This is a genomic window from Falsirhodobacter deserti (assembly GCF_004015795.1).
In the GTDB taxonomy this organism is placed as follows: Bacteria; Pseudomonadota; Alphaproteobacteria; order Rhodobacterales; family Rhodobacteraceae; genus Falsirhodobacter; species Falsirhodobacter deserti.
In genome coordinates this window covers 25,886-50,408 of sequence record NZ_ML137221.1, presented here as the reverse complement: position 1 = coordinate 50,408, position 24,523 = coordinate 25,886, and the positions used below count along the sequence as shown (strand labels likewise).

Below are 24,523 nucleotides of genomic sequence, written 5' to 3'. Positions count from 1 at the left end.
TCCGGGAACGTCGAACCTTCCGGTGCCGAAAACCTTGGGATATGAACCGGACATGCTTCGCTTTGCCATCATAGCTGACGACCTGACGGGTGCCCTTGATGCCGCTGCCCCCTTCGCCGGGCGGGGCCTGCAGACGCGGGTGGCCCTTTCCCCGCACAATGTTCCGCTTGATGCGGAAGTTGTCGCGATCAGCACGAACTCGCGCGAGGTGGGACCGAAGGCGGCGCATGATGCGGTGAAAAGGGCGCTGGAAAGCCTGCCGCCGGATGTCGGCCTGATGAAAAAGATCGACTCGCGCATGAAGGGCAACATAGCGGCGGAAGTCTCTGCCTTCGGCCGCCCGCTCGCGCTTCTTGCCCCCGCGATTCCCGATTTCGGGCGCATCACGCGCCATGGGCATCTGGTCGGTTTCGGCGTGGATCACCCGATCCCCCTTGAGATTGCAGGGATCAAGTGCCTGACGCCCGATATCGCCACGACCGAAGATATGCGTGCTGCCGTCGCAACCCTGGGCAACGCCCTTCCCGTGGGCGCCCGAGGGCTTGCGGAAGCACTGGCACTACAGATGACAGGACGGAACAATGCACCTGCGCCCCTGAACGGGCCGAGAGGCGTGTTCGTCATCGGATCGCGCGATCCGATCACCCTGGCCCAGGTGGCGGCGCTTGACTGGCCCGTAGTGGCCGCCCCCAACGGGGTCGTCCCGTCTGCGGTTCACGCGCCGGCCGTGGTTCAGGCAACCACAGGCAGCCGATCGGTCGCACCGGAACAGGTGGCCGCCAATCTTGCCCATGGGCTGCGTGATATCGACACGGACACCTTGTTCATCACGGGCGGTGCCACGGCTGGCGCTGTGCTGCACGCCCTTGGCATGGAAGTTCTGGACCTGCTGGGTGAATGCATGCCCGGCCTGCCAGTGTCCCGGGCAAACGGAATGACCATCGTTACGAAATCGGGTGGCTTTGGTGACAGCAAAACACTTGCCACGCTGGCCCGCATGATTACGGATGCCGCATGACAGGACGCAAGAACCTTCCCGAGATCGTGTTCGAGCGTATGCAGCGGGCCATCAAGTCCGGCTCCTACCAAGCGGACGAACGCCTTCCAACGGAACATGAACTTTCGCTGGAATTCGAGGTGTCCCGCCCGATCGTGCGCGAAGCACTTCGGCGTTTGCGCGAACAGGGGCTGATATATTCCCGCCGCGGAGCGGGCAGTTTCGTGCGCAACATCGGGTTGAAGGAGCCCGTCGGGTTTGGGCAACTGGAAAATGTGGCCGACCTTTTGAACTGCTATGATTTCCGAAGCACAATCGAACCCCAAGCCGCCGCATTCGCGGCAGAGCGGCATGACGATGCATCATTGGCGGCGATCACCGCGGCTTTGGACCTGATGCGCGACGCAACGAACAGGCAGTCGCACCGCGAGGATGCGGATTTCCAGTTCCACTACGCCATCGCGATCGCGTCCGAGAACCCTTATTTCGCCACCTCGATGGAGGCACTGAAAGATCATATCGCATCCGGCATGCGGTTCCACGGCGCTTCCGTCAAGCGTGATGAAAGCGGGCTTTCCCGCGTCTTTGCCGAACACAGCGCAATCCATCAGGCCATCATGAAGCGTGATGCGCAAATGGCCCGTGACCTGATGCACCAGCACCTGCGTACCTCGCAGGGGCGTGTGTTCGAGCGGCGTCGCCCCCTGCCCGCAACAGCAGGCTGATGTCTGCGCATGGCCTGAACCATGCGCAGCAGCGTCAGCACGCCTGTTGCAATGCGCGGGCGGCGTCGGCCTTCAGGATATGCTTCATCAGCTTGCCCGAAGCGGTACGGGGAAGCGTATCCACAACAACAAAGTTTTTGGGGATCTTGTAGCGGGCAAGGTGTGTCGCACAATGGGCGGCAAGGTCCTCATCGGTCACGCTCGCACCTGGAGCAAGCACGATGAAGGCGTGGCCGACTTCGCCCCAACGCGGATCCGGAAGACCAATGACCGCAACCTCGCGGATGGCGGGGTGGTGGATCATGGCAGATTCGATTTCCACCGGATAAACGTTTTCACCGCCCGAGATGAACATGTCCTTTCGCCGGTCCACGATGGTGATATAGCCGTCGGCATCGGCGCGGCCGATATCACCGGTGCGCATCCAGCCGTCCTCTGTCAGCGCATCGCTTTCCCGGTTCCAATATCCGGAGATGACGTTCGGCCCGTGAACCAGAACCTCCCCCTCCGTGCCCGCAGGAACATCGGCACCGGCATCATCCACCAGCCGCACCTGCGTCAGCGGGCCGGGCAAGCCCACCGCGCCGGCCTTGGCACGCACGATCCGGTCCGAGGCAGGCATGCCAAGAATGGTCCCGCATTCGGTCATGCCATATCCGTCCACCATCAGCACACCGCGGTCCAGCCACCAGTGGATATGCGCTGCCGGATTGGGCGCGCCGCCGGTAAACAGCGCCTTCAGTTTCGTCCAGTGTTCCGGCGCGAAGTTGGACGCGTGGCGCAGCCCTTCTGCCATCTGCGGAACGCAGAAGTAATGCGTGATGCCAAGATCGGCATCGCCCAGCCGATCATTCGTCTTTTCCGGGTCAAATCCGTTGGAGATGATGACGGCCCCGCCCCGAAGCAATGCAGGCCAAACCTGCGTAACCACCCCGATCACATGGAACATCGGGGTGTCGCACAAGAAGGCGCAGTCGGTATCCACCTCGCCAAGAATGCTGAAGTTTACCGCTGTGGCCAGCAGGAACGTCGAACTGATCTTGGCACCCTTCGGCGTACCGGAGGTACCGGAGGTATAGAGGATCATGTTCGTCGTATCCTGCGGGCAAGGCAAGCAGCGCGGCCCGGGCGCTGCGGCATCGACCGCAGCGCTGAAATCCTTGACCGCCCGCCCGTCCGCCAGTTCCGGTTTGTCCGTGAACAAAAGAACCGGGGTACAGTCGGCTAGAAGAACCTCCACCTCTGCGCGGGACAGGCGCCAGTTCAGCGGAACGAAGATACCGCCCATGCGGATCAGCGCCTGATGGAGGATCACCGTCCAGGCCGAATTCCGTGCCAGCAGGGCAACCCGGTCCCCCGCCCGCACCCCGTCAGCCCTCAGCGCGCTGACGGCTTTTTCAACATCCGCGTCAAGCTGCGCATACGTCCAGCGCCGCCCCGTTGCCAGGTCCAGACAGGCAAGCGCCTCCGGCCGGAGGCGCGCATGAAGCGCCACCGGATCGGGATTTGCGAATTCCCGCATGTTCGTCTCCTCCCTCGGCTGTATCAGCCTGCCTTGCGGTCGTATGCGCCCAGACCGGGCTTATAGCTTTTCTCGTCGATGAACTGGCGGATCCCCTCTTTCGGCCCCTCACCGTCGAACGAATTTGCCGCTTCCTGCGCGCGAACAAGGTAATCCTCCGCCTCGTCATAGGGCATGAGAGCGACGCGGCGAACAGCGTCCTTTGTCGCCTTCAGCGCGACGGGGTTCTTTTCCAGCAGGATCTTGGCAACTTCCGTCACGCGTGCGCGAAGCTGCGCCAGCGGCACGCTTTCGTTCACAAGGCCCCATTCGGCAGCAGTCTTGCCGTCGATCGGCTCTCCCAACATCGCGTGATACATCGCCTTGCGGAACGGCATCAGCTCCACTGCGACCTTGGTTGCTCCACCTCCCGGCAGGATGCCCCAGTTGATCTCGGACAGGCCGAATTTCGCTTCATCCGCCGCGAAGGCCAGATCGCAGGCGAAAAGCGGGCCATATCCGCCACCAAAGCACCAGCCGTTGACCATCGCGATGGTCGGCTTCTGGTACCAGCGCAGGCGGCGCCACCAGCCATAGCTTTCGCGTTGCGACCGACGAATGCCTTTCAGGCCTTCGGCCTGGGTTTCTCGGAAATATTCTTTCAGGTCCATCCCGGCAGTCCAGGCAGAACCTTCGCCAGTCAGCACCAGAACGCCCACATCATCGCGGTATTCAAGCTCGTCCAGCGCTTCCATCATTGCACGGTTCAGCGTGGGCGACATGGCGTTGCGCTTGTCAGGCCGGTTGAACCGCAGCCATGCAATGCCATCCGCGACATCATAGGCGACGGTATCGGTATCATTTGCCATGGGAACTTCTCCTTGCTTTCGCCGGAACGTCAGGGCGTGATCCGGCATGAAGATGCAGCGCAGTCGGACAGAGTCCGCTGCATCCAATCGTCATTTTCGTGCGATCATCAGATCGGGAAGTGGCCCGGCTGGGTTTCCACGGTGATCCAACGCAGCTCTGTGAATTCCGCGATGCCAGCTTTCCCGCCGAAGCGGCCATAGCCGGAAGCACCCACGCCGCCGAACGGCATCTGCGCCTCGTCATGCACGGTTGGGCCATTGACGTGGCAAATGCCCGAACGGATCTGCCGCGCCACGGAAATGCCCCGTCCGATATCGCGGGTGAAGACGGCGGCAGAAAGGCCGTATTCCGTGTCATTTGCCAGCCGAACGGCATCCGCCTCGTCCTTGGCGCGGATGATCGCGACAACCGGGCCGAAGCTTTCCTCGGAATAGATGCGCATGTCCGCGGTCACGCGGTCCACCACCTGCGCGGGCATCAGCACACCCTCGGCCGCGCCGGCACTGGTCACGCTTGCGCCCTTTGCCTGCGCATCCTCGATCAGGGACTGCACCTTGGTGACGGTTTGAACGTCGACCACGGCGCCCAGCGGTGCCTTTCCCTGCGCGGGATCGCCAGCCTTCAACTCCGCGGCACGTGCATTGAAGCGGCGCACGAACTCCTCGGCCACGTCCTCCACCACGATGATGCGTTCGGTGGACATGCAGATCTGTCCCTGGTTGAAGAAGGCACCGAAGATGGCAGCCTTCACCGCCTCATCAAGATCGGCGTCTTTCAGGACCAGCAGCGGTGCCTTGCCTCCCAGCTCCAGCAGGACGGGCTTCAGCTGCCGCCCCGCCCTTTCCGCGATGATGCGGCCCACATGGGTGGAGCCGGTGAAGTTGATGCGGCGAATGGCGGGATGGTCGATCAGCGCGCCGACGATCTCTCCCGCATCCTCGGGGGCATTGGTAACAAGGCTGACAAGGCCGGGCGGAAGGCCAGCCTCTTCCAGCGCCTCCACGATCAGGGCATGGGTGCGGGGGCAAACCTCGGACGCCTTGAAAACCACGGCGTTGCCGCAAGCCAGCGGCGTGGCCAGCGCGCGTACACCAAGGATCACCGGCGCATTCCAGGGAGCGATGCCAAGGCAGACACCCGCAGGCTCCCGGATGCCCATCGACAGGCAGCCCGGCTTGTCCGAAGGGATTACTTCGCCTGAAACCTGCGTGGTCAGCGACGCCGCCTCGCGCAGCATTGAGGAGGCGAGCATGACATTGAATCGCGCCCACCCTTCCGTGGCACCGATCTCAGAGGCCATGGCCGCAACGAAGGCATCGCCTTTGGCGGCGACCGTTTCCGCGGCCTTCAGCAGGATCGCTCGGCGGGCGTTCGGGCCAAGGGCCGCCCAGGCGGGGAACGCAGCTGCTGCGGCATCTGCGGCGGCGCGTGCATCCGCCACGCTTGCAGCGGCGGCTTCGCTGGCCAGCTCACCAGTAACTGGGTTCATGCGGCGGAATGTGCGCTGCGTGTCCGAAGCACGTTCCGCACCCGCGATGCGCAGGTTAATCAGGGTCATGGCAGTCCTCCCAAACCGCTGCCCGAGTCGGGCACAACGCTTGGGATAACTCTAGGCAAAGAATGGCTATGATGTATAGCATTATTTGAAGGCAGGAACATGATGTGGAAAAGGCCGTACTGGTGGAAGATCGAGGAATGAACGCAGCGCTTGGAAACATGGTGGGCTATCATCTGCGCAGGGCCTCGGTGCAGGACATGGCAGGCGCTGTGGCCGTTTTGCGTCCAGCCGGCGCGCGCCCTATAACAGTGAGCGTCCTTTTGTGCATTGTGGAAACGCCGGGCATCACGTCTGCGCAAATCTGCAGGGTCCTCGGGATGCAACGGGCGAACATCGTGCAGTTTCTTGCCGATCTGGAAGCCCGCAACTTGTTCATCCGCGAGGCAGACCCGCAGGATCAGCGGGTGCATAGGCTGTTTGCCACCAAGGAAGGCGAGGAGGCGGCACGTGACTGGCTTGATCGGCTGCGGCTGCATGAAGATCGCATGCTGCGCAACCTGTCTGCAGACGAACGCGCCGAGCTTCGCCGCCTGCTTGAACTGGTCTGGTCGGAGGATGACGAAGACTGACGGGGCCCGCTACCGCTCCTCCGCGATGGCAAAGCCAAGCGGACCCAACCCGACGCCATGATCGCTTCGCTGGGTTGCACAGCCCGGGGCATCCACAAGCTGCCATTCCGGATCAAGGGGCATAAAAGCCATGTCGGTACTGAAATTGACGATGATGCGCAGGGTCCGGTCCCCCCAGACACGACGCCACGTGATGATCGGCGCCCGTTCCGCGCGGGACATGATCTCTGCCCCCAACAGCAGGACAGCCTGATCCTTGCGCCATCTGGTGAACGCACGGACGAACGACATGACGGAGTGGGGATCATCCCCTTGTGCCTTTGCATTCAGCGGCAGGTGCACATCCGGCATAGGCAGCCACGGATCCGCGTCGCTGAAGCCGCCAATTTTCCCGTCCGTCCATGGAAAGGGGGTTCGCGCGCCGTCCCGTCCCTCGAATGTCGGCCAGAATGCCTTGGCCCAGGGGTCCACGATCTGCTCGAACTCCAGCTTGGGGTGTGGCAGCCCAAGCTCCTCCCCCTGATAGATCACGCAGCCACCCTTCAGCGTCATTTGCATGAACAACAGCATCTTCGCTGCTTCCACCCGATATTCGTCCACCGCGAAATAGGTCAGGTTGCTGACGGCGCGCGTGCTGTCGTGATTGGTGAAAACGTTGTAGATCCAGCCGTTTCCAAGCAGTTCCTCGCGCCGGGTCAACTGCGCGGTGATGCTGTCCACGTCCGGATGGCAGTTGATCAGGCCGAAGTCGTAAACGGCGTGGAGCTTGCGGCCCTCCTCGGTGAATTCAGGCGCGGCAGCGGCGGAATCGATATCCGAGATTTCGCCCACGAAGATGCAGTCGGTATCATCTGCGAACCGGCGGAAGTGGCGCAGGACACGGTCGATCCCCTCTGCCTTGCGGTCGAAAATGTGACTTTGCGCAGCAAAGGGGTTGGTCGGGCCGCCACCAATGAAGGCGTTCGGGTCCCCCCGCCCGAACGGGGGGTTCGATCGCAGGTCGCGGTCCCATGTCAGGCATTGGGCGGCGTCAACCCGGAAACCGTCCACACCCGCATCCGTCCAGAACCGCATTTCCGAAAGCAGATGGTCCAGCACCTCGTCGTTATGCAGGTTCAGGGCTGGCTGCTGGACCAGGAACGGGTGGTAGTAATACTGCGCGCGGCGCGGGTCCCATTCCCATGCCGTTCCGCCGAACGAAGACAGCCAGTTGTTCGGGGCAGTTCCGTCAACCGACCGGTCGGCCCAGACATACCAGTCGGCTTTCGGATTGTCACGGCTTTGCCGGCTTTCCCGAAACCATGGATGCTGGTCCGAGGTGTGGCAGGGAATGAAATCCATCAGCAGCTTCAGCCCCCTCTGATGGGTCGCATCAAGCAGCGTCAGAAAGTCCTCCATCGTGCCGAAGATGGGGTCGATCAGGCGGTAATCGGTTATATCGTAGCCAAAATCCACCTGCGGCGATTTGTAGATCGGGGAAAGCCAGATCGCATCCACCCCAAGCGAGGCGATGTGGTCCAGCCCCTCGATCACGCCGCACAAATCGCCGATCCCGTCGCCGTTGGTATCGCGGAAGCTGCGAACATATACCTGATAGATCGCGGCACCGCGCCACCAGTCTTCGGCGGGATCGCGGGCCAGTGGGCGATAACGGTGGGGGCGCTGCATCGTCATGAGGGTTGTCCCGCAAAGAACGCCCCGAACGCGGGCAGATGGATCGTATCCCCTTGGCGGATGGCCCCGAAGCCGTGCCCTTCCAGCGCAGGTCCGGTTTCAGCCTCGGGCAGAAGGAACGTTTCGTCGGCGCCGCCGAAGTTGAAAATGCAGGTAACGGTTTCGCTTTCGGTCGTGCGGCGAAAGGCGAGGATGTTTTCGGTCGTCTCGAGGAAGCTCATCCCGCCTTCGCGCAGCGCATCGACGTTGCGCCGCCAGTTCAGGAATTGCCTCATGCGGTTCAGGGTCGAACCGGGAAGGCCCTGCTGCACGTCGACCGCCCGCTCGCGATGCGATGACAGGACCGGCAGCCACGGCTCGGCAGGCGTGAAGCCGGCATGGGGTTTCGCCGCCTCCCACGGCATCGGCGTGCGCGATCCGTCGCGCCCTTTGTAAGCCGGCCAGAATTCGCGGCCATAGGGGTCGATGATGCTTTCGCGCGGAAGATCGGCCTGCGGCAGACCCAGCTCGCTTCCCTGGTAAAGGCAGGTAGCCCCTCGCAGGCAGGTCAGCGCCGCAAGGATGACGGTTACCGCGTCGGGACGATCCTCGGCCCCCAGCCGCGTGATGGCGCGGGCGAAGTCGTGGTTGTCCAGCGCCCAGCATGGCCAGCCGCTGTCGTCCTCATGCCCCAGATCGCGGGCAACATCGCGCAGCATCCCTGGCGAGATCTCGTGCGCGCCAAGAAGGGAGTAGCCATAGGCAAGTTGCAGCCGCTTCACCGTGGTGTATTCGCGGTGTATCCGGACGGCATCATTCTCGTGCAACTCCCCCAGCAGGGCGCGGTCGCCGTAGCTGTCGGTCAATGCGCGAAGCCGCTCAAGAAACGCGATTGTTTCGGGCTGGCCAATATCATGCACATGCAATTGCTGCGAATAAGGATTGAAGCGGAATGCCTCGCCCGTCGGGATGTTCGGGTTGGGCGGATTGTCCCGCAGCTTCGGATCGTGCGCGTAAAAGGTGCAGACATCCAGCCTGAACCCATCGACGCCCAGATCAAGCCAGAAACGGCACGTTTCCAGCACCGCCTCCTGCACCTCGGGGCAGTGATAATTCAGATCGGGCATCTGGCGCAGGAAGTTGTGCATGTAATATTGTCCGCGCCGCGGTTCCCACTGCCACGAGGATCCGCCGAAAACCGAAAGCCAGTTGTTTGGCGGGCTGCCATCGGGGCGCGCGTCCACCCAGATGTACCAGTCGGACTTCGGGTTATCGCGCCCTTCGCGGCTTTCCAGAAACCATGCATGCTGATCAGAGGTGTGCGACAGCACCTGGTCCATGATGACCCGCAGGCCCAGCGAATGGGCCTTGTCCAGAAGCGTCCGGAAATCCTCGAGGGTGCCGAACAGCGGATCGATCGCCTGATAATCGGAAACGTCATACCCGAAATCGAGCATGGGTGATCGCACGAAGGGCGAAATCCAAACCGCATCGGCGCCAAGCGCCGCAATATGATCCAGCCGTTGGGTGATCCCCTTCAGGTCACCGACACCATTGCCGGTCGTGTCCTGAAAGCTGCGGGGATAGATTTGATAGATTACCGCGCCCTTCCACCAGTCGGACGTCGAGGTTGCATCAAACATGAAGCCTCTTTCCTGCTGTGTTTGATTTCAACGGGACGGGCTGGGCAAGGTTCCGATGCAAAACAGCACGGCACGGGACTGCGCTACAAGCAGCAGGTGGAACAGCATCATCTTCTGGCCGTTGGGCCCGACGCTGCTTTCAGTGCCAGGAGGTTTGATGTCACGCCAGATCGAGTTCACCGGCTCCCCTGCCGATTGCGCACTTCTGCTGGAGCGCCTGCAGAAGCAGGAAGGCATTGCCCGCATCCTGCTGCAACGCGGCGCAGGCCAGCAGCCAGAGGGCGATGTGGTGGTAATCGAGGCCGCCAATCAGGCCAGCGAGGAAATTCTCAACATGCTCAGCGATCTTGGGCTCCTGCATGCGGGCGCGGTATCGATCACCGAGCCCAATGCCACGATCCGTGCCCAGGCCGCCGCCACGATCAACGAAGAAGGCAACGACGCGATCTGGGAAGAGATCGGCACCATGATGCGGCAGGATACGAACCCGTCGTTCAACTTCATTGCCCTTATGGCGCTGGCAGGGGCGGTGGCGGCATTCGGTATCGCGTCCGATACCATCCATGTCGTGGTGGGCGCCATGCTGATCGCCCCGGGGTTCGAGCCGCTGTTGCGCATCGTCTTCGGCATTGCCGGCGACCGCCACAGCACCCGGGCCGGCCTGCGAAGCACCGCATTGGGATATGCAGCCCTGGCCATTGCCGCAGCGGCTGCAACGCCGGTCGCACTTGCCGCAACCGGCACGAGTGCCGAAGATCTGGCGCAAGCATATTGGGCAAATTACTGGTCCAGCATCAAGGCCGACGGGCTGGCAACCTCAGTCCTTGCGGGGGTGGCCGGTGGCATCATCGTGTCGTCACGCCTCAAGGTCCTTGCAACGGGGGTCATGGTGGCGCTTGCCCTTATTCCCAGCATGGCGCTGGTCGGAATGGGCCTTGCCACCGGAAACACCGAGATGATGCTGAATGCTGCGGGACGCTGGGCTGTCGAGGCCGCCTGCGTGATCTTTGCGGGTGGCGCGGTGATCATGGCCAAGCGGCGGCGGCACCGGCGGTAATCGCCCGACGCGGGGAAGCGCATCCCGCCTTGCCCCTGTCCGGCAGAGATGGGAAAAGGGCAAACCTGTTGAGCCGAGCCCCGATGCCTTCTTCAAGTCCTGACATGCCTGCGTTTCTGCCCGACGAGCTTGCCCGTTCTTCTGCCCTGCATCGTCTGGGCATTCTGGACACCCCGCCGGAGGAAGAGTTCGACGACATCGCCGCCATCGCGGCCGAGGTGTGCAAGACACCCATGGCCGTGGTCAACTTCGTTGATACCGGACGGCAGTTCTTCAAGGCCGAAGTGGGTCTGGGCGTGCGGGAAACCCCGCTCGATACCTCGTTCTGCGGCAAGGCGATCTTCTCCGAAGACATGATGGTCGTCTCGGACGCCCTGGAAGATCCCCGGTTCGAGAACAACCCGCTGGTGACGCAGGCAGGGGGGCTGCGCTTTTACGCCGGTGCCGTTCTGCGAACACGGGACGGTTATCCCATCGGCACGGTCTGTGTTCTGGATACCCAGCCGCGCACGCTGGATGATCACCAGATCCGTACCCTTCGCCTGCTGGCGCGGCAGGCCATGACGCAAGTGGAACTTCGCGCGGCCCTTGCCACCACCCAGCGGCTGGAAGCGCATCACAGGCAGGTCTTCGACAGCTCGCTCGAATACGCGATCATCTCGCTTGATCTGGCGGGACGGGTCACCGGCTGGAACAGGGGTGCGGAAAACGTCCTCGGCTGGACCGAGGAGGAGATGCATGGCGAGACTGCCGAAGTGATCTTCAACGCCGTTGATCGCGCTGTCGGCATTCCGGAACTGGAGATGAAGGCCGCCCGCGAGGCCGGGCGTGGGGCCGATGAACGCTGGCACGTCCGCAAGGACGGATCGCGCTTCTTCGCCTCGGGTGAAATGATGCCCCTGAAGGATGATGCGGGCCAGCACGTCGGATATGTGAAGATCCTGCGCGACCGGACGCGTGCAAGGCGGCAGGCACAACGTCTGGCGATCCTGTCGCAAACCTCCAGCGCACTGCTGGCCGCCGAAGATCCTGCCGCCACGCTGCGCCCGATCCTTGAAGGCGGGGCCGACACCATCGGTTTCAACCAATGCTATCTTTACGATGTGTGCAAGGACGGAAAGCATCTTGCGCTGCGCCAGTCGGTCGGCGTCAGCGAGGAAACGCAGATGGCACTGCGGCACGTTCCTTTCGACGTTCCGCTTTGCGGGATCGTTGTTGAACATGCCGAACCGTTGGTCTTGTCGGATCTGCACCTCACGAACGAGCCGCGCTACCAGATCGCGAAATCCACGGGCCTGCGCGCCTATGCTGGGTTTCCGATCTGCGTGCGCCGCAATGTCGTCGGCGTTATCTCTTTCGGCAGCGACGAGGTTACCTCTTTCGATGAAGAGGCCCTGTCGTTTTTCCAGACGATCGCCAGCTTCCTGTCCGTTGCTCGTGAACGCGCCGACGACGCGAGGGCGCTGCGTGATGCCGAACAACGGTCGCGTCTTGCGCAGGCGGCAGGAGGCATCGGCACGTTCGAGCTTGATGTAGAAACGGGGATGATCATGGGCTCGTCCGAGTTTTGCCGGATTTTCGGCATTCCGGACGACGTCGAGATTCCCGCCCAAGCCTTCGAGGATCTTGTGGTCGAAGAGGACCGCGCCCTCCGCTCGGACGATAGGCGGCGGCGGGACGGGACGGCCCCGACGGATGTCGAATACCGTATCCGCCGTGCCAGCGACGGCAAGCTTCGCTGGTTGTCGCGGCGCGCCGAATATATCAGCGACCCCCAGGGCAACGTGCGTTCCATGTTCGGCACCATCCAGGACATCACCGAAAAAAAGATCGCTGCGCTGCGGCAAGAGGCGTTGCTGGCACTGGGCAACGGGGTGCGTGGCGCTTCCACGCAAGAGGAGATGATCGAGATTGCCTGCCATCTTGTGCTGGAGACACTTGGCGCCTCGCGGGCCGGTTATGCCGCCGTGGATCGACGGGCGGGACAATACATCATCTCGGGCGAGTGCATCGGCAGGGATGTACCCAGCCTGCATGGCAGCTACGAATTGGCCGCCTTCGCCGAGACGACAGAGCGGCTTGAAACCGGCGAGCCGCTTGTGCTTCGCAACGCCGAAACGGAACCCACGCTTGACGGGGATCTGGAAAGCTATCGCGCCATTTCGGTTGCAGCGCAGATCAGCGTGCCGCAAATCCACAAGGGCGAGCTGACGGGGGCACTTTTCGTGCATCATGCCGATCCGCGGGAGTGGACCGCGGGCGAGATAGATTTCATGCGGCGCGTGGCCGACCGGCTTTATGCAGCCTTGGCCACCGCCCGCGCCGAAGCCGAACAGGCCGTGCTGAACCATGAACTTTCGCATCGGTTGAAGAACAGCCTGTCGATGGTGCAGGCTATCGCGGGGCAGACGCTGCGGTCGGCCACCGACAAGACGGCGCTTCAGGATTTCCTTCGCCGCGTTCAGGCCTTGTCTACCGCCCATGACGTGCTTTTGCACCGTCACTGGGAAGCAGGATCAATCCGCGAGACAATCAGCTCCACTCTCGGCACCCTTGCAGAGCCGGAGCGGATCCGGATCAGCGGCCCCGAGGTTGATCTTGGTCCGCGCAGCACCCTGACCCTGTCCATGCTGCTGCACGAATTGGCCACCAATGCCGTCAAATATGGCTCGCTTTCATCGGATGCGGGGGTGGTCGTGGTTTCGTGGCGCCTTGACGATGTGGCGCAAGGAGATCGTGATCTGGTAATCCGCTGGCAGGAAACCGGCGGCCCAAAGGTTCTGGCGCCTGCACGCAGGGGCTTTGGTTCGCGGCTTATCCAGCTTGGCTTGGCGGGATCTGGCGGCGTTGACCTGCGGTTCGATCCAGAGGGGGTGGTTGCCGATATCAGAGCCCCCCTGATCGAGGTGCAGCAGTCCTAAGAGGCCCTTACAGCCCCTCCAACGCCTTTTTCCAGACGCTGTAGATAAACGTCGCGGACCATGTCAGCACCATGAACCCGCCCAGCGACTGCATCATGTTCACCATCCGGATCGGTCCGGTCGCCTCGATCTGCGTATATCCAAGCGTCGCGAAGTTGATCCCCGAGAAGTAGATAAGCCCGTCCCAGCTGTGGTCGAACCCGGTCAGGCTGCCCATCCAGTCCCAGTCCAGAAGAAAGCTATAGGCGCCGGCAAAGAACAATATCTCCAGCAGGTGGACCACCAGAAGGCCGACGAAAACCGAGATGATCGCGCGGTGGGGGCGCCTGCCCGCATCCGCCGTCGCCTTGTGCAGGCCGACCAGCGCGAAATGATGGGCCGCGCCCATCAGCGCCACAAGCAGGAAACCGATCAGAATAGCCATCAGATCATCCAAAGCACGAGGCCGACGGCGAATGTGCCGAAGGACAGGGTAATGGCCAGCAACCACATCCACATCCGCCACAGGGGCTGGACGGCGCTGGTATGGGTTGTCGTGCGCCGCCGGGTTTTCCCCGCACGATGCGCCGCCGAAAGAAAGATGAAAATCGCAGAGGCGAGGAACAGGCTGGCCGTGCCGCGGGCAAGCCACCTTTGCGGCAACTCGCCAAACACGGCGTGCAATCCGATCGCGATTGCCACCGTCACAAGGCCGGTCCGGATCCAGCTTCCGAATGTCCGCTCATTGGCAAGGATCGTCCGGTCTTCTGCCCAGTCGGTTCGTTCTTCCGCAGCTTCCAGTTTCGGTTGGCCGTCCTGCCTGCTATCGCTCATCCTCGATAACATAGGGTGCGTCAGGGCTCAGCCAACCGGTCAGGCAGGCTGTACATATCCACGCCTTTCACGGATCGCGACTATCCTGTCGCGCAGTTGCTGGCAGCTTGCAAGCGGGCCAGAGCCCTTGATCATGCTGCGCCCCCGCCCACCGATCCGCCCCCATTGCGCAACAAGCAGGTGCTCTGCGAACAGGTCCTTCTCGATGCGAAGGGAATAGAACCGGCAACAATTGTGCCGTGCGTCGATTTTCTCGAGGTAAACATCCATGCCCGGCCCCATCACGACAGGAACTGCGCTTATGATAGCAGGCCAAACGCTCCGCGTCTTCAGGGCCGCATCGACTGGCCATTGGCAAACAGGTGAACACGCGCCGGATCGGCAGTCAGCCCAACCGTCTTGCGGCGACGCTCACGGTGGATACCCGGCAGTTTCGCGATCACGCCGGGCCGCTCCCCCTCGGCCACGAAGTAAAGCAGCGTCACCTCGCCCAAGGCTTCAACATAATCCACATGGCCGCTATAGATCGCTGGCCCGTCCGTCGGCGTGAAATCTTCGGGACGGATGCCGATGTTCACTTCGCGGCCCATGTCGCTGTGCTGGGTCGGAATGGTGGAAATCGCCACCCCGCCCCCATGCAGCGCCACCTCCGTCCGCTCTCCCGTTGCGGTGATCTTGCCCGGAAGCAGGTTCATAGAGGGGGAGCCGATAAATTGCGCCACAAACTCGTTCTTGGGTGCCTCGTAAAGCTCCAGCGGGGTGCCAACCTGGCTGATGCCCTTGTCGGCCAGCACCACGATGCGGCTGGCCAGCGTCATCGCTTCCACCTGATCGTGGGTGACATAGACCATCGTGGCGTCGGGCATACGCTCTTTCAGCTGCGCGATCTCGATCCGGGTTGCCACGCGCAGGGCGGCATCAAGGTTGGAAAGCGGTTCGTCGAACAGATAGACCTTGGGATCGCGCACGATCGCCCGCCCAATGGCGACGCGCTGGCGCTGCCCGCCCGAAAGCGCCTTCGGCAGCCGATCCAGATAGGGGGTGAGTTGCAGCATCTCAGCTGCCGCCTCGACCTTTGCCCGCGCCTCGGCCTTGGGCACCTTGGCGATTTCCAGCGCGAAGGCCATGTTCTCTCGCACGGTCATGTGCGGATAAAGCGCATAGGATTGGAACACCATCGCGATGCCGCGCTGCGCAGGGGGTGTGTCATTGACCACCTGCCCGTCGATCTCCAGCGTGCCGCCCGTGATCTTTTCCAGCCCGGCGATCATCCGCAGCAGGGTGGATTTGCCGCAACCCGACGGCCCCACGAAGACGACCAGTTCCCCCTGCTGGATATCAAGGTCGATATTCTTCAGCACGTTCGTTGCGCCATAGGATTTCGAAACATCGGTCAGTTTCAGATTGCTCATGACCTCACCCCCCCTTGACCGAGCCGGCGAGAAGGCCGCGCACGAAGTATTTTTGCAGTAAAAAGAAAACGATCAGCGGCACGATCATCGAGATAAAGGCCGCAGCCGTCAGAAGTTCCCAGTTGGTGCCCCGGCTGCCCAGCAATTCAACGATCCGGCCCGTCATCACCATCTGCGTATCGGATGTCCCAAGGAATACCTTCGCCACCAGCAGGTCGTTCCACGTCCACAGGAACTGGAAGATGCCAAAGGCAGCCAGGGCGGGAAGCGACAGCGGAAGGATGATCTTGCGGAAAATCTCGAAATCCGTCGCGCCATCGACACGGGCGCTTTCGATCACCTCTCGTGGCAGGCCCACCATGTAGTTGCGCAGCAGATAGATCGCCAGCGGCAGGCCAAAGCCGGTATGCGCCAGCCACGCCCCGATATAGCCGCGGCCCAGGCCGATATTGTTATGCAGCTGCAGCAGCGGGATCAGGGAAAGTTGCAGCGGAACAACCAGCAAGCCCACGACCGCCGAAACCAGAAGCGCGCGGCCTGGAAAGCTCATCCATGCAAGCGCATAAGCGGCATAGGCGGCCACCAGAATCGGGATGACTGTCGCGGGAATCGAGACTGTCAGCGTGTTCAGGAAGGACTGGCCCATCCCATCCGCCGTCAGCACCGTTCCATAGTTGCCGGTCGTGAAATCCGGCGGCTCGGTAGACGTGACGAAGATGCGCAGCCCGCGCGGCTCTGCACCGCCCGCAGTATCCCCCACAACCACGTCCGGCGTGGCGAACGGCTCGGGTGAGGTGAGGCGATAGCTGCCATCGGCCGCAACCGTCAGGGTGCCGCCATCGGGATGATCGGCGGTCTCGCCCGCCGCGAAGGCTTCTGGCTGCATGGGGGTGACGCCAAAGGCTACCACCTCGCCCGCGTCGTCGCCGAAGACGTTACCTTCCAGCACATACGCCCCGCCATCCTGCGCGGCGCTGCCGGGCGTTGCGGTGCGGGCCGCCCAGCTTTCCTTTTGCGGGGTCAGGGATGTCCACCAACCCGAAGTCTGGATCTGCTGCGCATCCCGGAACGAGGAAACGAGAAGCCCGATCGTCGGGATCGTCCACAACAGGACCAGAAGGAAGACGGCGATGTTCAGCACCCATGTCAGCCGTCCGCGCTTGCCTGCGATGTTGTCCATCTCAGTCCCTTTCCCTGCTGGCATTGCGGATGTTCCAGATCATGATGGGCAGAACCGCAATCATGATGACGATGGCGATGGCGGCACCGCGGTTGAAGTCGCCCGCGCGGAAGGACCAGTCATACATCATGTTGGCCAGCACCTGCGTGCCCCATTGCCCGTTCGTGATGGCAAAGACGATGTCGAAGATCTTGAGCACCATGATCGTGATCGTCGTCCAGACAACGGCGATAGTCCCCCAAATCTGCGGTACCTGCACCCGCCAGAACACCTGCCAAGGGGAAGCGCCGTCCAGGATCGCGGCTTCGATCGTTTCGTCCGGGATGCCGCGCAGTGCGGCCGACAGCAGCACCATGGCAAAACCTGCCTGCATCCAGACCATGATGATCATAAGGAAGAAGGTGTTCCAGACCGGCAGGGTCAGCCACGCCCGCGGCTCGAACCCAAGCGAGGTGACGAACGCATTCAGCAGGCCGATCTGGGCCAACCCTTCGGCGCGGAATTCATAGATGAACTTCCAGATGACGGCCGCGCCGACAAAGCTGATCGCCATGGGCATGAAGATCAGGGATTTGGCGATCGCGCCCCACTTGATGCTGTCAGTCAACTGCGCGGCGATCAGGCCGATCAGCGTGGCCATGGTGGGAACGAAGATCAGCCAAAGCAGGTTGTTCAGCAGGCTTTCCCGGAACTTGGGATCGTTCACCATCCAGATGAAATTATCCATCCCGATGAAGTCGCCCCCGCGCGAAACCGCAAGCCAAAGCGATCCGAACACAGGATACACAAGGTAGACCCCAAGGAAGAAGATCGCGGGCGCAAGAAAGAGCCACGGCCTGATCCGCCCCGAAACGCGCAGATTATGTGCCGCATTGCTGCCCCGCGGCGGGAACATCCGGTCCAGCAGCATGTTCGAAAGCCAGAAATAGGCAAGGCAACCGACAACGCCGATGACGATGGTGATGGCGGCAAGAAGGATCTGGTTCATTCTTCGGCCCCTTCCACGGGTTCGGTCCCGCCGGTGCGGGCAAGGCTGGTCCATGTCTGTTCGATCATGGTCGCAGCTTCCTCGGCGGTGTCGCCTGCCACGAAGTCGATCATGCCGGTCCAGAAGGCGGCAGCCCCGATGGCCCCCGGCATCAGATCGGAGGCATCGAAGCGGAATGTGTCGGCGTTCACAAGAATCTCGCCCATGCCGCGCAGTGTCGGATCGCCATAAGCATCAAGGTTGGCGCTGGTCAGGGGCGTCAGAAAACCGGTCTGCGCCATCCAGATTTCATGCGCCAGCGGGGTGCGCAGGAATTGCAGGAATGCCTGCGCCACCGGCGTGTCGCGCGTGATGGCGAAAGTCGTGCCTGCACCCAGAACGGGCCGCCCAAGCTCCGGGTGACTTTCATAGGGCGGCATGTAGAAGAAATCGACATCGCGCCCAAACTCGGTTTGCGGCGGGAAGAAGGAACCGATGAAGGAAGCCTGATGCATCATGAAACAGCGCGGCGGTATGGAAAAAAGGCCGGTCGGGCTGTCGCGGTGATCAATCCAGCCGGCACCGCCCGCGCCGCCATCGACATAGGCATCCGTCTTGACAAACCAGCCGAACTCCTCGATCGCGGCAACGACGCGGGGATCGTTGAACGGGATTTCATGCGCGACCCACTGGTCGTAAACCTCGGGGGCATTCACGCGCAGCATCAGGTCTTCGACCCAATCGGTGGCGGGCCATCCGGTGGCTGATCCTGCACCAAGGCCGATACACCACGCCACACCGCCATCATCGGCGATGCGCTGCGTCAGGGCCTTCAACTCCTCCATCGTGTGCGGGATCTCGTATCCCATCGCAGCGAAGTTCTCGGGGGAATAGAAAACCAGCGACTTGACGTCGATCTTGTAAGGGAAGCCGTAAACGTGGCTTTGCCCGCCCGGCCCCTCGAATGTCACAAGATCCACCCAGCTTTCGCCAGCGGCATAGTTTTCGCGCAGCCAATCGGCTGTGTCCTCCGGCAGCGGCGTCAACAATCCTTGCCCGGCCAGTTGCCGTGCAAGCCCCGGCTGCGGAAACACCGCGATATCAGGTGGAGAGCCCGAGGAGGTGTCGATCACGATCTGCTGCTCGAAGCTGTCGGATCCGGCAAAGACAACGGTCGCACCCGTTGCCGCCTCGAAATATTCGAAGACCCGGCGGAACGTTACCTCATCCTCGGCCGTCCATGGCCCCGCGATTGCGACGCTTTGGCCTGTCAGGTCATTATTGGCCGCAAATTCCTCGTAGGATTGCCAGCTGAAGCGGTCGTCCTCGCCGGGTGGAAACAGAAGGTCCTGTGCGTTCGCTGTTCCAGAGCCAAGGATCATGGCTGCACATAGCAGCGTCAGATTTCGCACGGCGGGCCTCCTTTCCCTTTGTTCTTCCCCGGAAACCTAGACCTGCACACCGACAGATCAAATCACCGCGAGGAAGAACGGCGGTCAGTCGGCGAAGATGGACGTCCGGATCTGCCCGTCACGGCCGCACCAGGCACGGTACATCCCCGGCGAGTTGAAGGGCAGGCAGATGTTGCCCAGCCGGTCCACGGCCACCAGTCCGCCCGACCCTCCGATGCGGCCAAGCTCCTCCACCACACCACCGGCGGCGGTTTGAAGATCCTGCCCTGCCCACCGCATCCGGGCATCGATCTCGTGCCCCACAGCCCAGCGGATGAAGTATTCGCCGTGCCCGGTGGCGGAGATGGCCACCGTTTCGTCATCGGCCCAGGTGCCCGCCCCGATGATCGGGCTGTCGCCCACGCGGCCCGGCATCTTGGCAGTCATGCCACCGGTTGAGGTTGCCGCCGCCAGATGCCCCTGCGCATCCAGTGCAACCGCGCCCACCGTTCCATGCTTGCGGGCCGGATCGCCGTCATCGGCCTCGCCGCGCTCGCGACGCTCCATTTCGGCGCGCAGCGCTTTGCGCCGCGCCTCGGTCCCGAACCAGTCTGCGGGCATCATCTCCAGCCCCGCACCTTTGACGAAGTGGCGCGCGCCTTCGCCCGAAAGCAGGACATGCTCCGTCCGCTCCATGACCGCGCGGGCGGCAAGAACCGGATGCCGTGGCCCGCAGATGCCAGAGATCGCGCCGGCCCGACGGCTGGCACCTTCCATCACGGCGGCATCCATTTCGTGCGTCGCATCGGTGGTGAACACGGCGCCACGGCCCGCGTTGAACAGCGGATCATCCTCCAGTGCCATCACGGAGGCCGTCACCGCATCCAGCGCCGACCCGTTGGCGCGCAGGACGTCAAGCCCCGCCTGAAGGCAGGCCCGAAGCGCGGCGTGGTATTCGCCTTCCAGTTCCGGCGTCATCTTGTGGCGCAGGATCGTGCCGGCACCGCCATGCAGTGCAATCACGGGGGTCATGGTCTGTTCCTTTCTTATCGCAGCGCGAAGCTCATCGCGGAGAGGCCGGTCATCCAGCCGATCACCTCTGCCATGGAGGTGCAGTCAAAGGCTACGCTCGTGGCATCAACCCGATGAGCGGGCGGCAGCACCGCCATCTGGTCGGCAAGCGCCGCGCTGTTCATCGCGAATTCCGCCACGAACGGGCCATTCCAGCGAACGGGTTTCATCTGGCCAGCGCGGGCAAGGGCGCGGGCCGCACCCTCGCGCAGCAGGTCACGTGCGCAGGCAACGGAAACCTGCCGAGCCGCCCGCTGGCCATAGCTGCGTTTGAGGGTCACAAACTCTGCCTGTGGGAAGATCGCCGCGTTCTCCTCGCGCATCTTGTCATCGCCTGAAAGCAAGCCGACGGGCACCCCAAGCTCCCCCGCATAAAGGCCGTAGATCATCGGCTCGCCGCAGGGGATGCCGTTCACGCGAACCTGCCGGAACGCAAAGCCGTTGGTGGTATGCGCCAGAACCCCGCCCTGCCCGGCCATCGAATGATGCCCCACCATGAAGAACAGGTCGAACCCTTCATCCAGCCCGCATGCCATGTTCATGGGCTTGGGCTTGCCGAGGATGAGGTCAGCCGCGGGATGCAGCCGGTCCGCCAGAAGATTGGTCATCGGCCCGTGAGAGTCGTTGACCACAACCTCTTTCGCGCCCGCGCCGATAAGGCCTTCGACTGCGGCGTTGACCTCCTCGGTCATCAGGATGCGGGCCTTTTCGTATTCGGGATGGCCGGCCTGCCCCTGTGCGGGTGACACCACGCCCGCAACCCCTTCGATATCGGCCGAAATATAGACCTTCATGATGACCGCAGCTTCGGGTCCAGGGCGTCGCGAAGGCCATCGCCGAACAGGTTGAAGCCCAGAACCGTCAGAAAGATCGCAAGGCCGGGGAAAAGTGTCAGGTGGTCGGCTACGCCCATATAGGTGCGCCCGTCGGCCAGCATCGCGCCCCATTCAGGGCTTGGCGGCTGCGCGCCAAGGCCGATGAACGACAGCGCCGCCGCCGTCAGGATCGACGTTCCGATCCGCATGGAGAAATAGACGATCACGTTTGGCAGCGTGCCGGGCAGGATGTGCCGCAGCATGATCGTGGTGTTCGACACGCCGATGGCCCTTGCGGCATCCACATAAACCGTCCGCTTCAGTTGCAGCGTCGTGCCCCGGGCCAGCCGCGCGAAAACGGGGATGGAGAATATGGCAACGGCGTAGATCACGTTGGTGATCCCCGGCCCCAGCACTGCGATCACGGCAATCGCCAGAAGGATGCCTGGAAAAGCCAGCAACAGATCGCACAGCCGCATCACCGCGCTGTCCACCAGACCACCGTAATATCCGGCGATGATGCCCAGAGACACACCCCCAAGGGCGCCCAGTGTCACCGAAAGAAACCCCACGGCAAGCGAGATGCGGGCACCCCAGATGATGCGGCTGAAGATGTCGCGGCCATAGGTGTCGGTTCCGGCCCAATGTGCCGCACTCGGCCCCTGAAGGACGGCGTTGTAATCGGGCGCGGCCGGATCATATGGCGCAACCCATGGCGCAAGGGCTGCCACCCCCACCAGCAGCACCAGAAAGGCCAGCGCCACCAGCGCCACCTTTTGCCGGCGGAAACGGCGCCAGAATTCGGCCAATGGCTTGCGCATCTGTTCGGCGGGTTCGACAAGCACGGTGGTTGTCATTTGTAGCGGATCTCCGGGTTGGCGAAGACATACAGCACGTCAACCAGCAGGTTGATGAAGATGAACTGCAGCGAAAACAGCAGGATCAGCGCCTGGATTACGGGGTAATCGCGATAGTTGACGGAATCGACCAGTAGCCGCCCCACGCCGGGCCATGAGAAGACGCTTTCCACCACGATCGAGCCGCCAAGCAGGAAGCCGAATTGCAGGCCGACCATCGTGATGATCGGGATCAGCGCATTGCGCAGCGAATGTTTCCAGATCACGCGCCGCTCGGGCACGCCCTTGGCGCGGGCGGTGCGAACGTAATCCTCGCGCGCGATCTCGATGAAGGCGGATCGGGTGAAGCGCGCCATCACCGCGGCCACGCCTACGCCCAGCGTGAACGAGGGCATGACGAAATGCTGCCACGTCCCGTAGCCCCCCGTCGGCAGCCAGCCCAGATGGACCGAGAACAGGCTGATCAGCAGCAGCCCCAGCCAGAACGGCGGGAACGAGATGCCCGACACGGCAACGATCATGCCGGTATAGTCCTGCCACCTGCCCCGCTTCACCGCCGAGATGACGCCGATCAGAAGCCCGATCACCGTAGCCCAAAGCATCGCGAACACCGTCAGCCAGACGGTGGGCATCAGCCGTGCGCCGATCTCCTCGGCGACGGTTCGGCGGGTTTTCAGCGACATGCCGAAATCGCCCTGCGCCACGCGACTGACGTAATGCACGAACTGTTCGGGCAGCGGCCGGTCAAGGCCAAGCGAGCGGCGGACGGCATCCACATCCTCGGACGTGGCCTCCGGCCCCGCAACAAGGCGGGCGGGATCGCCCGGCAACATGTGCACGAACGCGAAAACGCAGACCATGACCATCAGAACGACCGGGATCGTCGTGATCAGCCGCTTTATCAGGTAGCCAAACATGAAGTCACTTCTTTCAAGGCCGGTCCCGGCAAATGCCGGGACCGGGATTGCGCTTATTCAGCGAACTCGGCGTTCTCCAGCAGGAACCCGCGATCGGGAAGCATGTGCACGCCCGACAGGTCATTGCTTTTGCCGGCGATGTTCTGCGGCACGCCAAGGAAGATCCACGGCGCCATTTCCCACGCGTTCTTCTGAACCTCGGCATAGATGCCGGCGCGCTGTTCGGGATCGGCGGTGGCGATGGCGTCCTGGATGCCCTGATCCACGGCCTCGTCCTTGAAATAGGCGACGTTGAACATCGCCGGCGGGAAGCTTTCGCTGGACAGAAGCGGGCGGATGCCCCAGTCGGCATCCCCGGTGGAGGCCGACCAACCGCCGTAATACATTTGCACCGTCGCATCGGCCGGGCTTTCGATGGACCAGATCCGTTCCGCGGCGACGCCCGCTTCCAGCGGCACCACGTTCACCTTCACGTTGATCTGCGCAAGCTGCTGCTGGATGAATTGAACAGCCCGCAAGGATTCGGTGTTGGAGTTTGCCCAGATCTCGGTTTCGAACCCGTCGGCATAACCCGCCTCGGCCATCAGCTCGCGCGCGCGGTCCAGATCGAAGGTATAGTCACCCGCCGGAACGTGGAACGAAAGCAGTTCGGGGATGATCGAATCTGCCGGCTTGCACAGCCCGTTGAACACGATCTTGCAATATGCATCCTTGTCGACCGCATAGTTCAGCGCCTGACGCACGCGCACGTCGCCGAAGGGTTCCTTCATGTTGTTCATCGCGACATAGTATTCGACGATGGAATCCGTCGCTTCGATCGTCAGGTTCTGGTTGCGGCTTGCCACTTCCATCAGTTCAGGCGGAAAGCCGGGAACGTATTGCACCTCGCCCGTTTGCAGCATGGCAAAGCGTGCGCCGGATTCCGGAACGGACCGGATGGTCACACCCTCCACCTTCGGCAGGCCATCCTTCCAGTAATCTTCGTTCGCCGTCACTTCCAGCGTGTCAGCCGACCAGTTGACGAACTTGAAGGGGCCGGTGCCAACCGGGTGGCGGCCGATCTCGCGGCCATGCTCTTCCAGCGCGGCCGGAGAGATCATCATTGCGCCTGGATGCGCAAGCGAAGAAATCATTGCGCCGAAGGGTTTCTCCAGAACCAGCTTCACCGTCATGGGATCGACAACCTGCACCTCGTCCACCATGGATACGAGGCTGCGGCGCGACAGGTTGTTGGCCGGATCGCGCAGCCGGTCGATGTTCGTCTTCACCGCATCAGCGTTGAACTCGGTCCCGTCGTGGAACTTCACCCCGTCGCGCAGATGGATCGTGAACTCCGTCGCATCGTCGTTGACGTCATAGCTTTCGGCCAGAACCGGGATCAGGCCCATGTTTTCGTCAAAGCCGAACAGCCCCTGATAAACCAGCCGAAGCGAGGTTTGCGACAGCGTGTCGTTCACGTTGGTCGGGTCCAGCCCCGTCAGGTTGTTCGCGATCGCCACGGTGAGCGGCTTTGCCACGCCTGCCACCGGCAGCAGCGTCAACGCGGCAATGGCCGACGACATCAGGATTTTCTTGAGAGCCATGGTTTTCCTCCGTCAGACTTGTT

The 24,523-nt window shown here is 62.4% G+C and carries 22 protein-coding genes; 5 read left to right on the top strand and 17 right to left on the bottom strand.

Annotation, left to right across the window (positions count from 1 at the left end; all coding sequences use genetic code 11):
• The first annotated feature begins 52 nt into the window (after positions 1 to 52).
• Together JX25_RS13755 and JX25_RS13750 are read left to right on the top strand one after the other, a co-directional pair.
• The gene (locus JX25_RS13755; RefSeq protein ID WP_128255679.1) at positions 53 to 1,018 is read left to right on the top strand and encodes a four-carbon acid sugar kinase family protein; all 966 of its coding nucleotides are present in this window, start codon (positions 53 to 55) and stop codon (positions 1,016 to 1,018) included.
• A complete protein-coding gene (locus JX25_RS13750) occupies positions 1,015 to 1,722 on the top strand; it encodes a FadR/GntR family transcriptional regulator (protein ID WP_128255678.1) in 708 nt (235 codons plus the stop codon). The genes JX25_RS13755 and JX25_RS13750 overlap by 4 nt, the downstream gene beginning before the upstream one ends.
• A 34-nt stretch (positions 1,723 to 1,756) precedes the next feature.
• Here JX25_RS13750 and JX25_RS13745 read toward each other — a convergent pair whose 3' ends face one another.
• The 3 genes from JX25_RS13745 to JX25_RS13735 form a co-directional block, all read right to left on the bottom strand.
• Complete coding sequence (locus tag JX25_RS13745) at positions 1,757 to 3,244, bottom strand: AMP-binding protein (protein ID WP_128255677.1); 1,488 nt, start codon at positions 3,242 to 3,244, stop codon at positions 1,757 to 1,759.
• Positions 3,245 to 3,267: 23 nt separating this feature from the next.
• Complete coding sequence (locus tag JX25_RS13740; RefSeq protein ID WP_128255676.1) at positions 3,268 to 4,092, bottom strand: p-hydroxycinnamoyl CoA hydratase/lyase; 825 nt, start codon at positions 4,090 to 4,092, stop codon at positions 3,268 to 3,270.
• Between the two features lie 107 nt (positions 4,093 to 4,199).
• On the bottom strand, positions 4,200 to 5,651 hold the full coding sequence (locus JX25_RS13735) for an aldehyde dehydrogenase (RefSeq protein WP_128255675.1): 1,452 nt from the start codon (positions 5,649 to 5,651) through the stop codon (positions 4,200 to 4,202).
• A 137-nt stretch (positions 5,652 to 5,788) separates the two neighbouring features.
• On the opposite strand from JX25_RS13735, the gene JX25_RS13730 reads away from it, so the two are divergent.
• Entirely contained in the window at positions 5,789 to 6,220 is a 432-nt protein-coding gene (locus JX25_RS13730) for a MarR family winged helix-turn-helix transcriptional regulator (RefSeq protein WP_338323046.1), read from the top strand.
• A 9-nt stretch (positions 6,221 to 6,229) separates the two neighbouring features.
• On the opposite strand, the gene JX25_RS13725 is transcribed toward JX25_RS13730, so the two are convergent.
• Complete coding sequence (locus tag JX25_RS13725; RefSeq protein ID WP_128255673.1) at positions 6,230 to 7,894, bottom strand: alpha-amylase family glycosyl hydrolase; 1,665 nt, start codon at positions 7,892 to 7,894, stop codon at positions 6,230 to 6,232.
• Positions 7,891 to 9,516, bottom strand: coding sequence for an alpha-glucosidase (locus tag JX25_RS13720; RefSeq protein ID WP_128255672.1), 1,626 nt, complete (start codon positions 9,514 to 9,516; stop codon positions 7,891 to 7,893). The genes JX25_RS13725 and JX25_RS13720 overlap by 4 nt, the downstream gene beginning before the upstream one ends.
• A gap of 157 nt (positions 9,517 to 9,673) precedes the next feature.
• Here JX25_RS13720 and JX25_RS13715 point away from each other — a divergent pair, with 157 nt between their 5' ends.
• The gene (locus JX25_RS13715) at positions 9,674 to 10,573 is read left to right on the top strand and encodes a DUF389 domain-containing protein (protein WP_164876164.1); all 900 of its coding nucleotides are present in this window, start codon (positions 9,674 to 9,676) and stop codon (positions 10,571 to 10,573) included.
• Positions 10,574 to 10,677: 104 nt separating this feature from the next.
• A complete protein-coding gene (locus tag JX25_RS13710; protein ID WP_128255670.1) occupies positions 10,678 to 13,494 on the top strand; it encodes a GAF domain-containing protein in 2,817 nt (938 codons plus the stop codon).
• 7 nt (positions 13,495 to 13,501) lie between these two features.
• Here JX25_RS13710 and JX25_RS13705 read toward each other — a convergent pair whose 3' ends face one another.
• The 12 genes from JX25_RS13705 to JX25_RS13650 form a co-directional block, all read right to left on the bottom strand.
• Positions 13,502 to 13,918 (bottom strand): ion channel, encoded by a 417-nt coding sequence (locus JX25_RS13705; protein WP_128255669.1) that lies wholly within the window; start codon positions 13,916 to 13,918, stop codon positions 13,502 to 13,504.
• Positions 13,918 to 14,307 carry a DUF202 domain-containing protein gene (locus JX25_RS13700; protein ID WP_128255668.1) on the bottom strand — a complete coding sequence of 130 codons (390 nt, stop codon included), beginning with the start codon at positions 14,305 to 14,307 and terminating at the stop codon, positions 13,918 to 13,920. Before JX25_RS13700 ends, JX25_RS13705 begins: the two co-directional genes overlap by 1 nt.
• Before the next feature lie 39 nt (positions 14,308 to 14,346).
• Positions 14,347 to 14,577, bottom strand: coding sequence for a WGR domain-containing protein (locus JX25_RS13695; RefSeq protein WP_128255667.1), 231 nt, complete (start codon positions 14,575 to 14,577; stop codon positions 14,347 to 14,349).
• Positions 14,578 to 14,636: 59 nt separating this feature from the next.
• On the bottom strand, positions 14,637 to 15,719 hold the full coding sequence (locus tag JX25_RS13690; protein ID WP_128255666.1) for an ABC transporter ATP-binding protein: 1,083 nt from the start codon (positions 15,717 to 15,719) through the stop codon (positions 14,637 to 14,639).
• Between the two features lie 4 nt (positions 15,720 to 15,723).
• The gene (locus JX25_RS13685) at positions 15,724 to 16,899 is read right to left on the bottom strand and encodes a carbohydrate ABC transporter permease (RefSeq protein ID WP_128255665.1); all 1,176 of its coding nucleotides are present in this window, start codon (positions 16,897 to 16,899) and stop codon (positions 15,724 to 15,726) included.
• Position 16,900: 1 nt separating this feature from the next.
• A complete protein-coding gene (locus tag JX25_RS13680) occupies positions 16,901 to 17,887 on the bottom strand; it encodes a carbohydrate ABC transporter permease (protein WP_128255664.1) in 987 nt (328 codons plus the stop codon).
• On the bottom strand, positions 17,884 to 19,248 hold the full coding sequence (locus JX25_RS13675; RefSeq protein ID WP_128255765.1) for an ABC transporter substrate-binding protein: 1,365 nt from the start codon (positions 19,246 to 19,248) through the stop codon (positions 17,884 to 17,886). The genes JX25_RS13680 and JX25_RS13675 overlap by 4 nt, the downstream gene beginning before the upstream one ends.
• Positions 19,249 to 19,362: 114 nt before the next feature.
• Positions 19,363 to 20,289: an isoaspartyl peptidase/L-asparaginase family protein gene (locus JX25_RS13670; RefSeq protein WP_128255663.1), complete on the bottom strand. Its 927-nt coding sequence runs from the start codon at positions 20,287 to 20,289 to the stop codon at positions 19,363 to 19,365.
• Positions 20,290 to 20,303: 14 nt separating this feature from the next.
• Positions 20,304 to 21,122 (bottom strand): M55 family metallopeptidase, encoded by an 819-nt coding sequence (locus JX25_RS13665; protein WP_128255662.1) that lies wholly within the window; start codon positions 21,120 to 21,122, stop codon positions 20,304 to 20,306.
• Positions 21,119 to 22,000, bottom strand: coding sequence for an ABC transporter permease subunit (locus JX25_RS13660; protein WP_128255661.1), 882 nt, complete (start codon positions 21,998 to 22,000; stop codon positions 21,119 to 21,121). The genes JX25_RS13665 and JX25_RS13660 overlap by 4 nt, the downstream gene beginning before the upstream one ends.
• Positions 21,997 to 22,917 carry a glutathione ABC transporter permease GsiC gene (gene gsiC / locus JX25_RS13655; RefSeq protein WP_128255660.1) on the bottom strand — a complete coding sequence of 307 codons (921 nt, stop codon included), beginning with the start codon at positions 22,915 to 22,917 and terminating at the stop codon, positions 21,997 to 21,999. The genes JX25_RS13660 and gsiC overlap by 4 nt, the downstream gene beginning before the upstream one ends.
• Positions 22,918 to 22,970: 53 nt before the next feature.
• Positions 22,971 to 24,500 (bottom strand): glutathione ABC transporter substrate-binding protein, encoded by a 1,530-nt coding sequence (locus tag JX25_RS13650; protein ID WP_128255659.1) that lies wholly within the window; start codon positions 24,498 to 24,500, stop codon positions 22,971 to 22,973.
• Between the last annotated feature and the right edge of the window lie 23 nt (positions 24,501 to 24,523).

Bases quoted from the DNA above. Each gene is read 5' to 3' on its own strand.
- JX25_RS13670 (WP_128255663.1), bottom strand. From the start codon at position 20,289: ATGACCCCCGTGATTGCACTGCATGGCGGTGCCGGCACGATCCTGCGC.
- JX25_RS13690 (WP_128255666.1), bottom strand. From the start codon at position 15,719: ATGAGCAATCTGAAACTGACCGATGTTTCGAAATCCTATGGCGCAACG.
- JX25_RS13685 (WP_128255665.1), bottom strand. From the start codon at position 16,899: ATGGACAACATCGCAGGCAAGCGCGGACGGCTGACATGGGTGCTGAAC.
- JX25_RS13675 (WP_128255765.1), bottom strand. From the start codon at position 19,248: ATGATCCTTGGCTCTGGAACAGCGAACGCACAGGACCTTCTGTTTCCA.
- JX25_RS13705 (WP_128255669.1), bottom strand. From the start codon at position 13,918: ATGGCTATTCTGATCGGTTTCCTGCTTGTGGCGCTGATGGGCGCGGCC.
- gsiC (WP_128255660.1), bottom strand. From the start codon at position 22,917: ATGTTTGGCTACCTGATAAAGCGGCTGATCACGACGATCCCGGTCGTT.
- JX25_RS13695 (WP_128255667.1), bottom strand. From the start codon at position 14,577: ATGGATGTTTACCTCGAGAAAATCGACGCACGGCACAATTGTTGCCGG.
- JX25_RS13710 (WP_128255670.1), top strand. From the start codon at position 10,678: ATGCCTGCGTTTCTGCCCGACGAGCTTGCCCGTTCTTCTGCCCTGCAT.
- JX25_RS13680 (WP_128255664.1), bottom strand. From the start codon at position 17,887: ATGAACCAGATCCTTCTTGCCGCCATCACCATCGTCATCGGCGTTGTC.
- JX25_RS13740 (WP_128255676.1), bottom strand. From the start codon at position 4,092: ATGGCAAATGATACCGATACCGTCGCCTATGATGTCGCGGATGGCATT.
- JX25_RS13730 (WP_338323046.1), top strand. From the start codon at position 5,789: ATGAACGCAGCGCTTGGAAACATGGTGGGCTATCATCTGCGCAGGGCC.
- JX25_RS13750 (WP_128255678.1), top strand. From the start codon at position 1,015: ATGACAGGACGCAAGAACCTTCCCGAGATCGTGTTCGAGCGTATGCAG.
- JX25_RS13700 (WP_128255668.1), bottom strand. From the start codon at position 14,307: ATGAGCGATAGCAGGCAGGACGGCCAACCGAAACTGGAAGCTGCGGAA.
- JX25_RS13725 (WP_128255673.1), bottom strand. From the start codon at position 7,894: ATGACGATGCAGCGCCCCCACCGTTATCGCCCACTGGCCCGCGATCCC.
- JX25_RS13715 (WP_164876164.1), top strand. From the start codon at position 9,674: ATGTCACGCCAGATCGAGTTCACCGGCTCCCCTGCCGATTGCGCACTT.
- JX25_RS13745 (WP_128255677.1), bottom strand. From the start codon at position 3,244: ATGCGGGAATTCGCAAATCCCGATCCGGTGGCGCTTCATGCGCGCCTC.
- JX25_RS13650 (WP_128255659.1), bottom strand. From the start codon at position 24,500: ATGGCTCTCAAGAAAATCCTGATGTCGTCGGCCATTGCCGCGTTGACG.
- JX25_RS13665 (WP_128255662.1), bottom strand. From the start codon at position 21,122: ATGAAGGTCTATATTTCGGCCGATATCGAAGGGGTTGCGGGCGTGGTG.
- JX25_RS13735 (WP_128255675.1), bottom strand. From the start codon at position 5,651: ATGACCCTGATTAACCTGCGCATCGCGGGTGCGGAACGTGCTTCGGAC.
- JX25_RS13720 (WP_128255672.1), bottom strand. From the start codon at position 9,516: ATGTTTGATGCAACCTCGACGTCCGACTGGTGGAAGGGCGCGGTAATC.
- JX25_RS13755 (WP_128255679.1), top strand. From the start codon at position 53: ATGCTTCGCTTTGCCATCATAGCTGACGACCTGACGGGTGCCCTTGAT.
- JX25_RS13660 (WP_128255661.1), bottom strand. From the start codon at position 22,000: ATGACAACCACCGTGCTTGTCGAACCCGCCGAACAGATGCGCAAGCCA.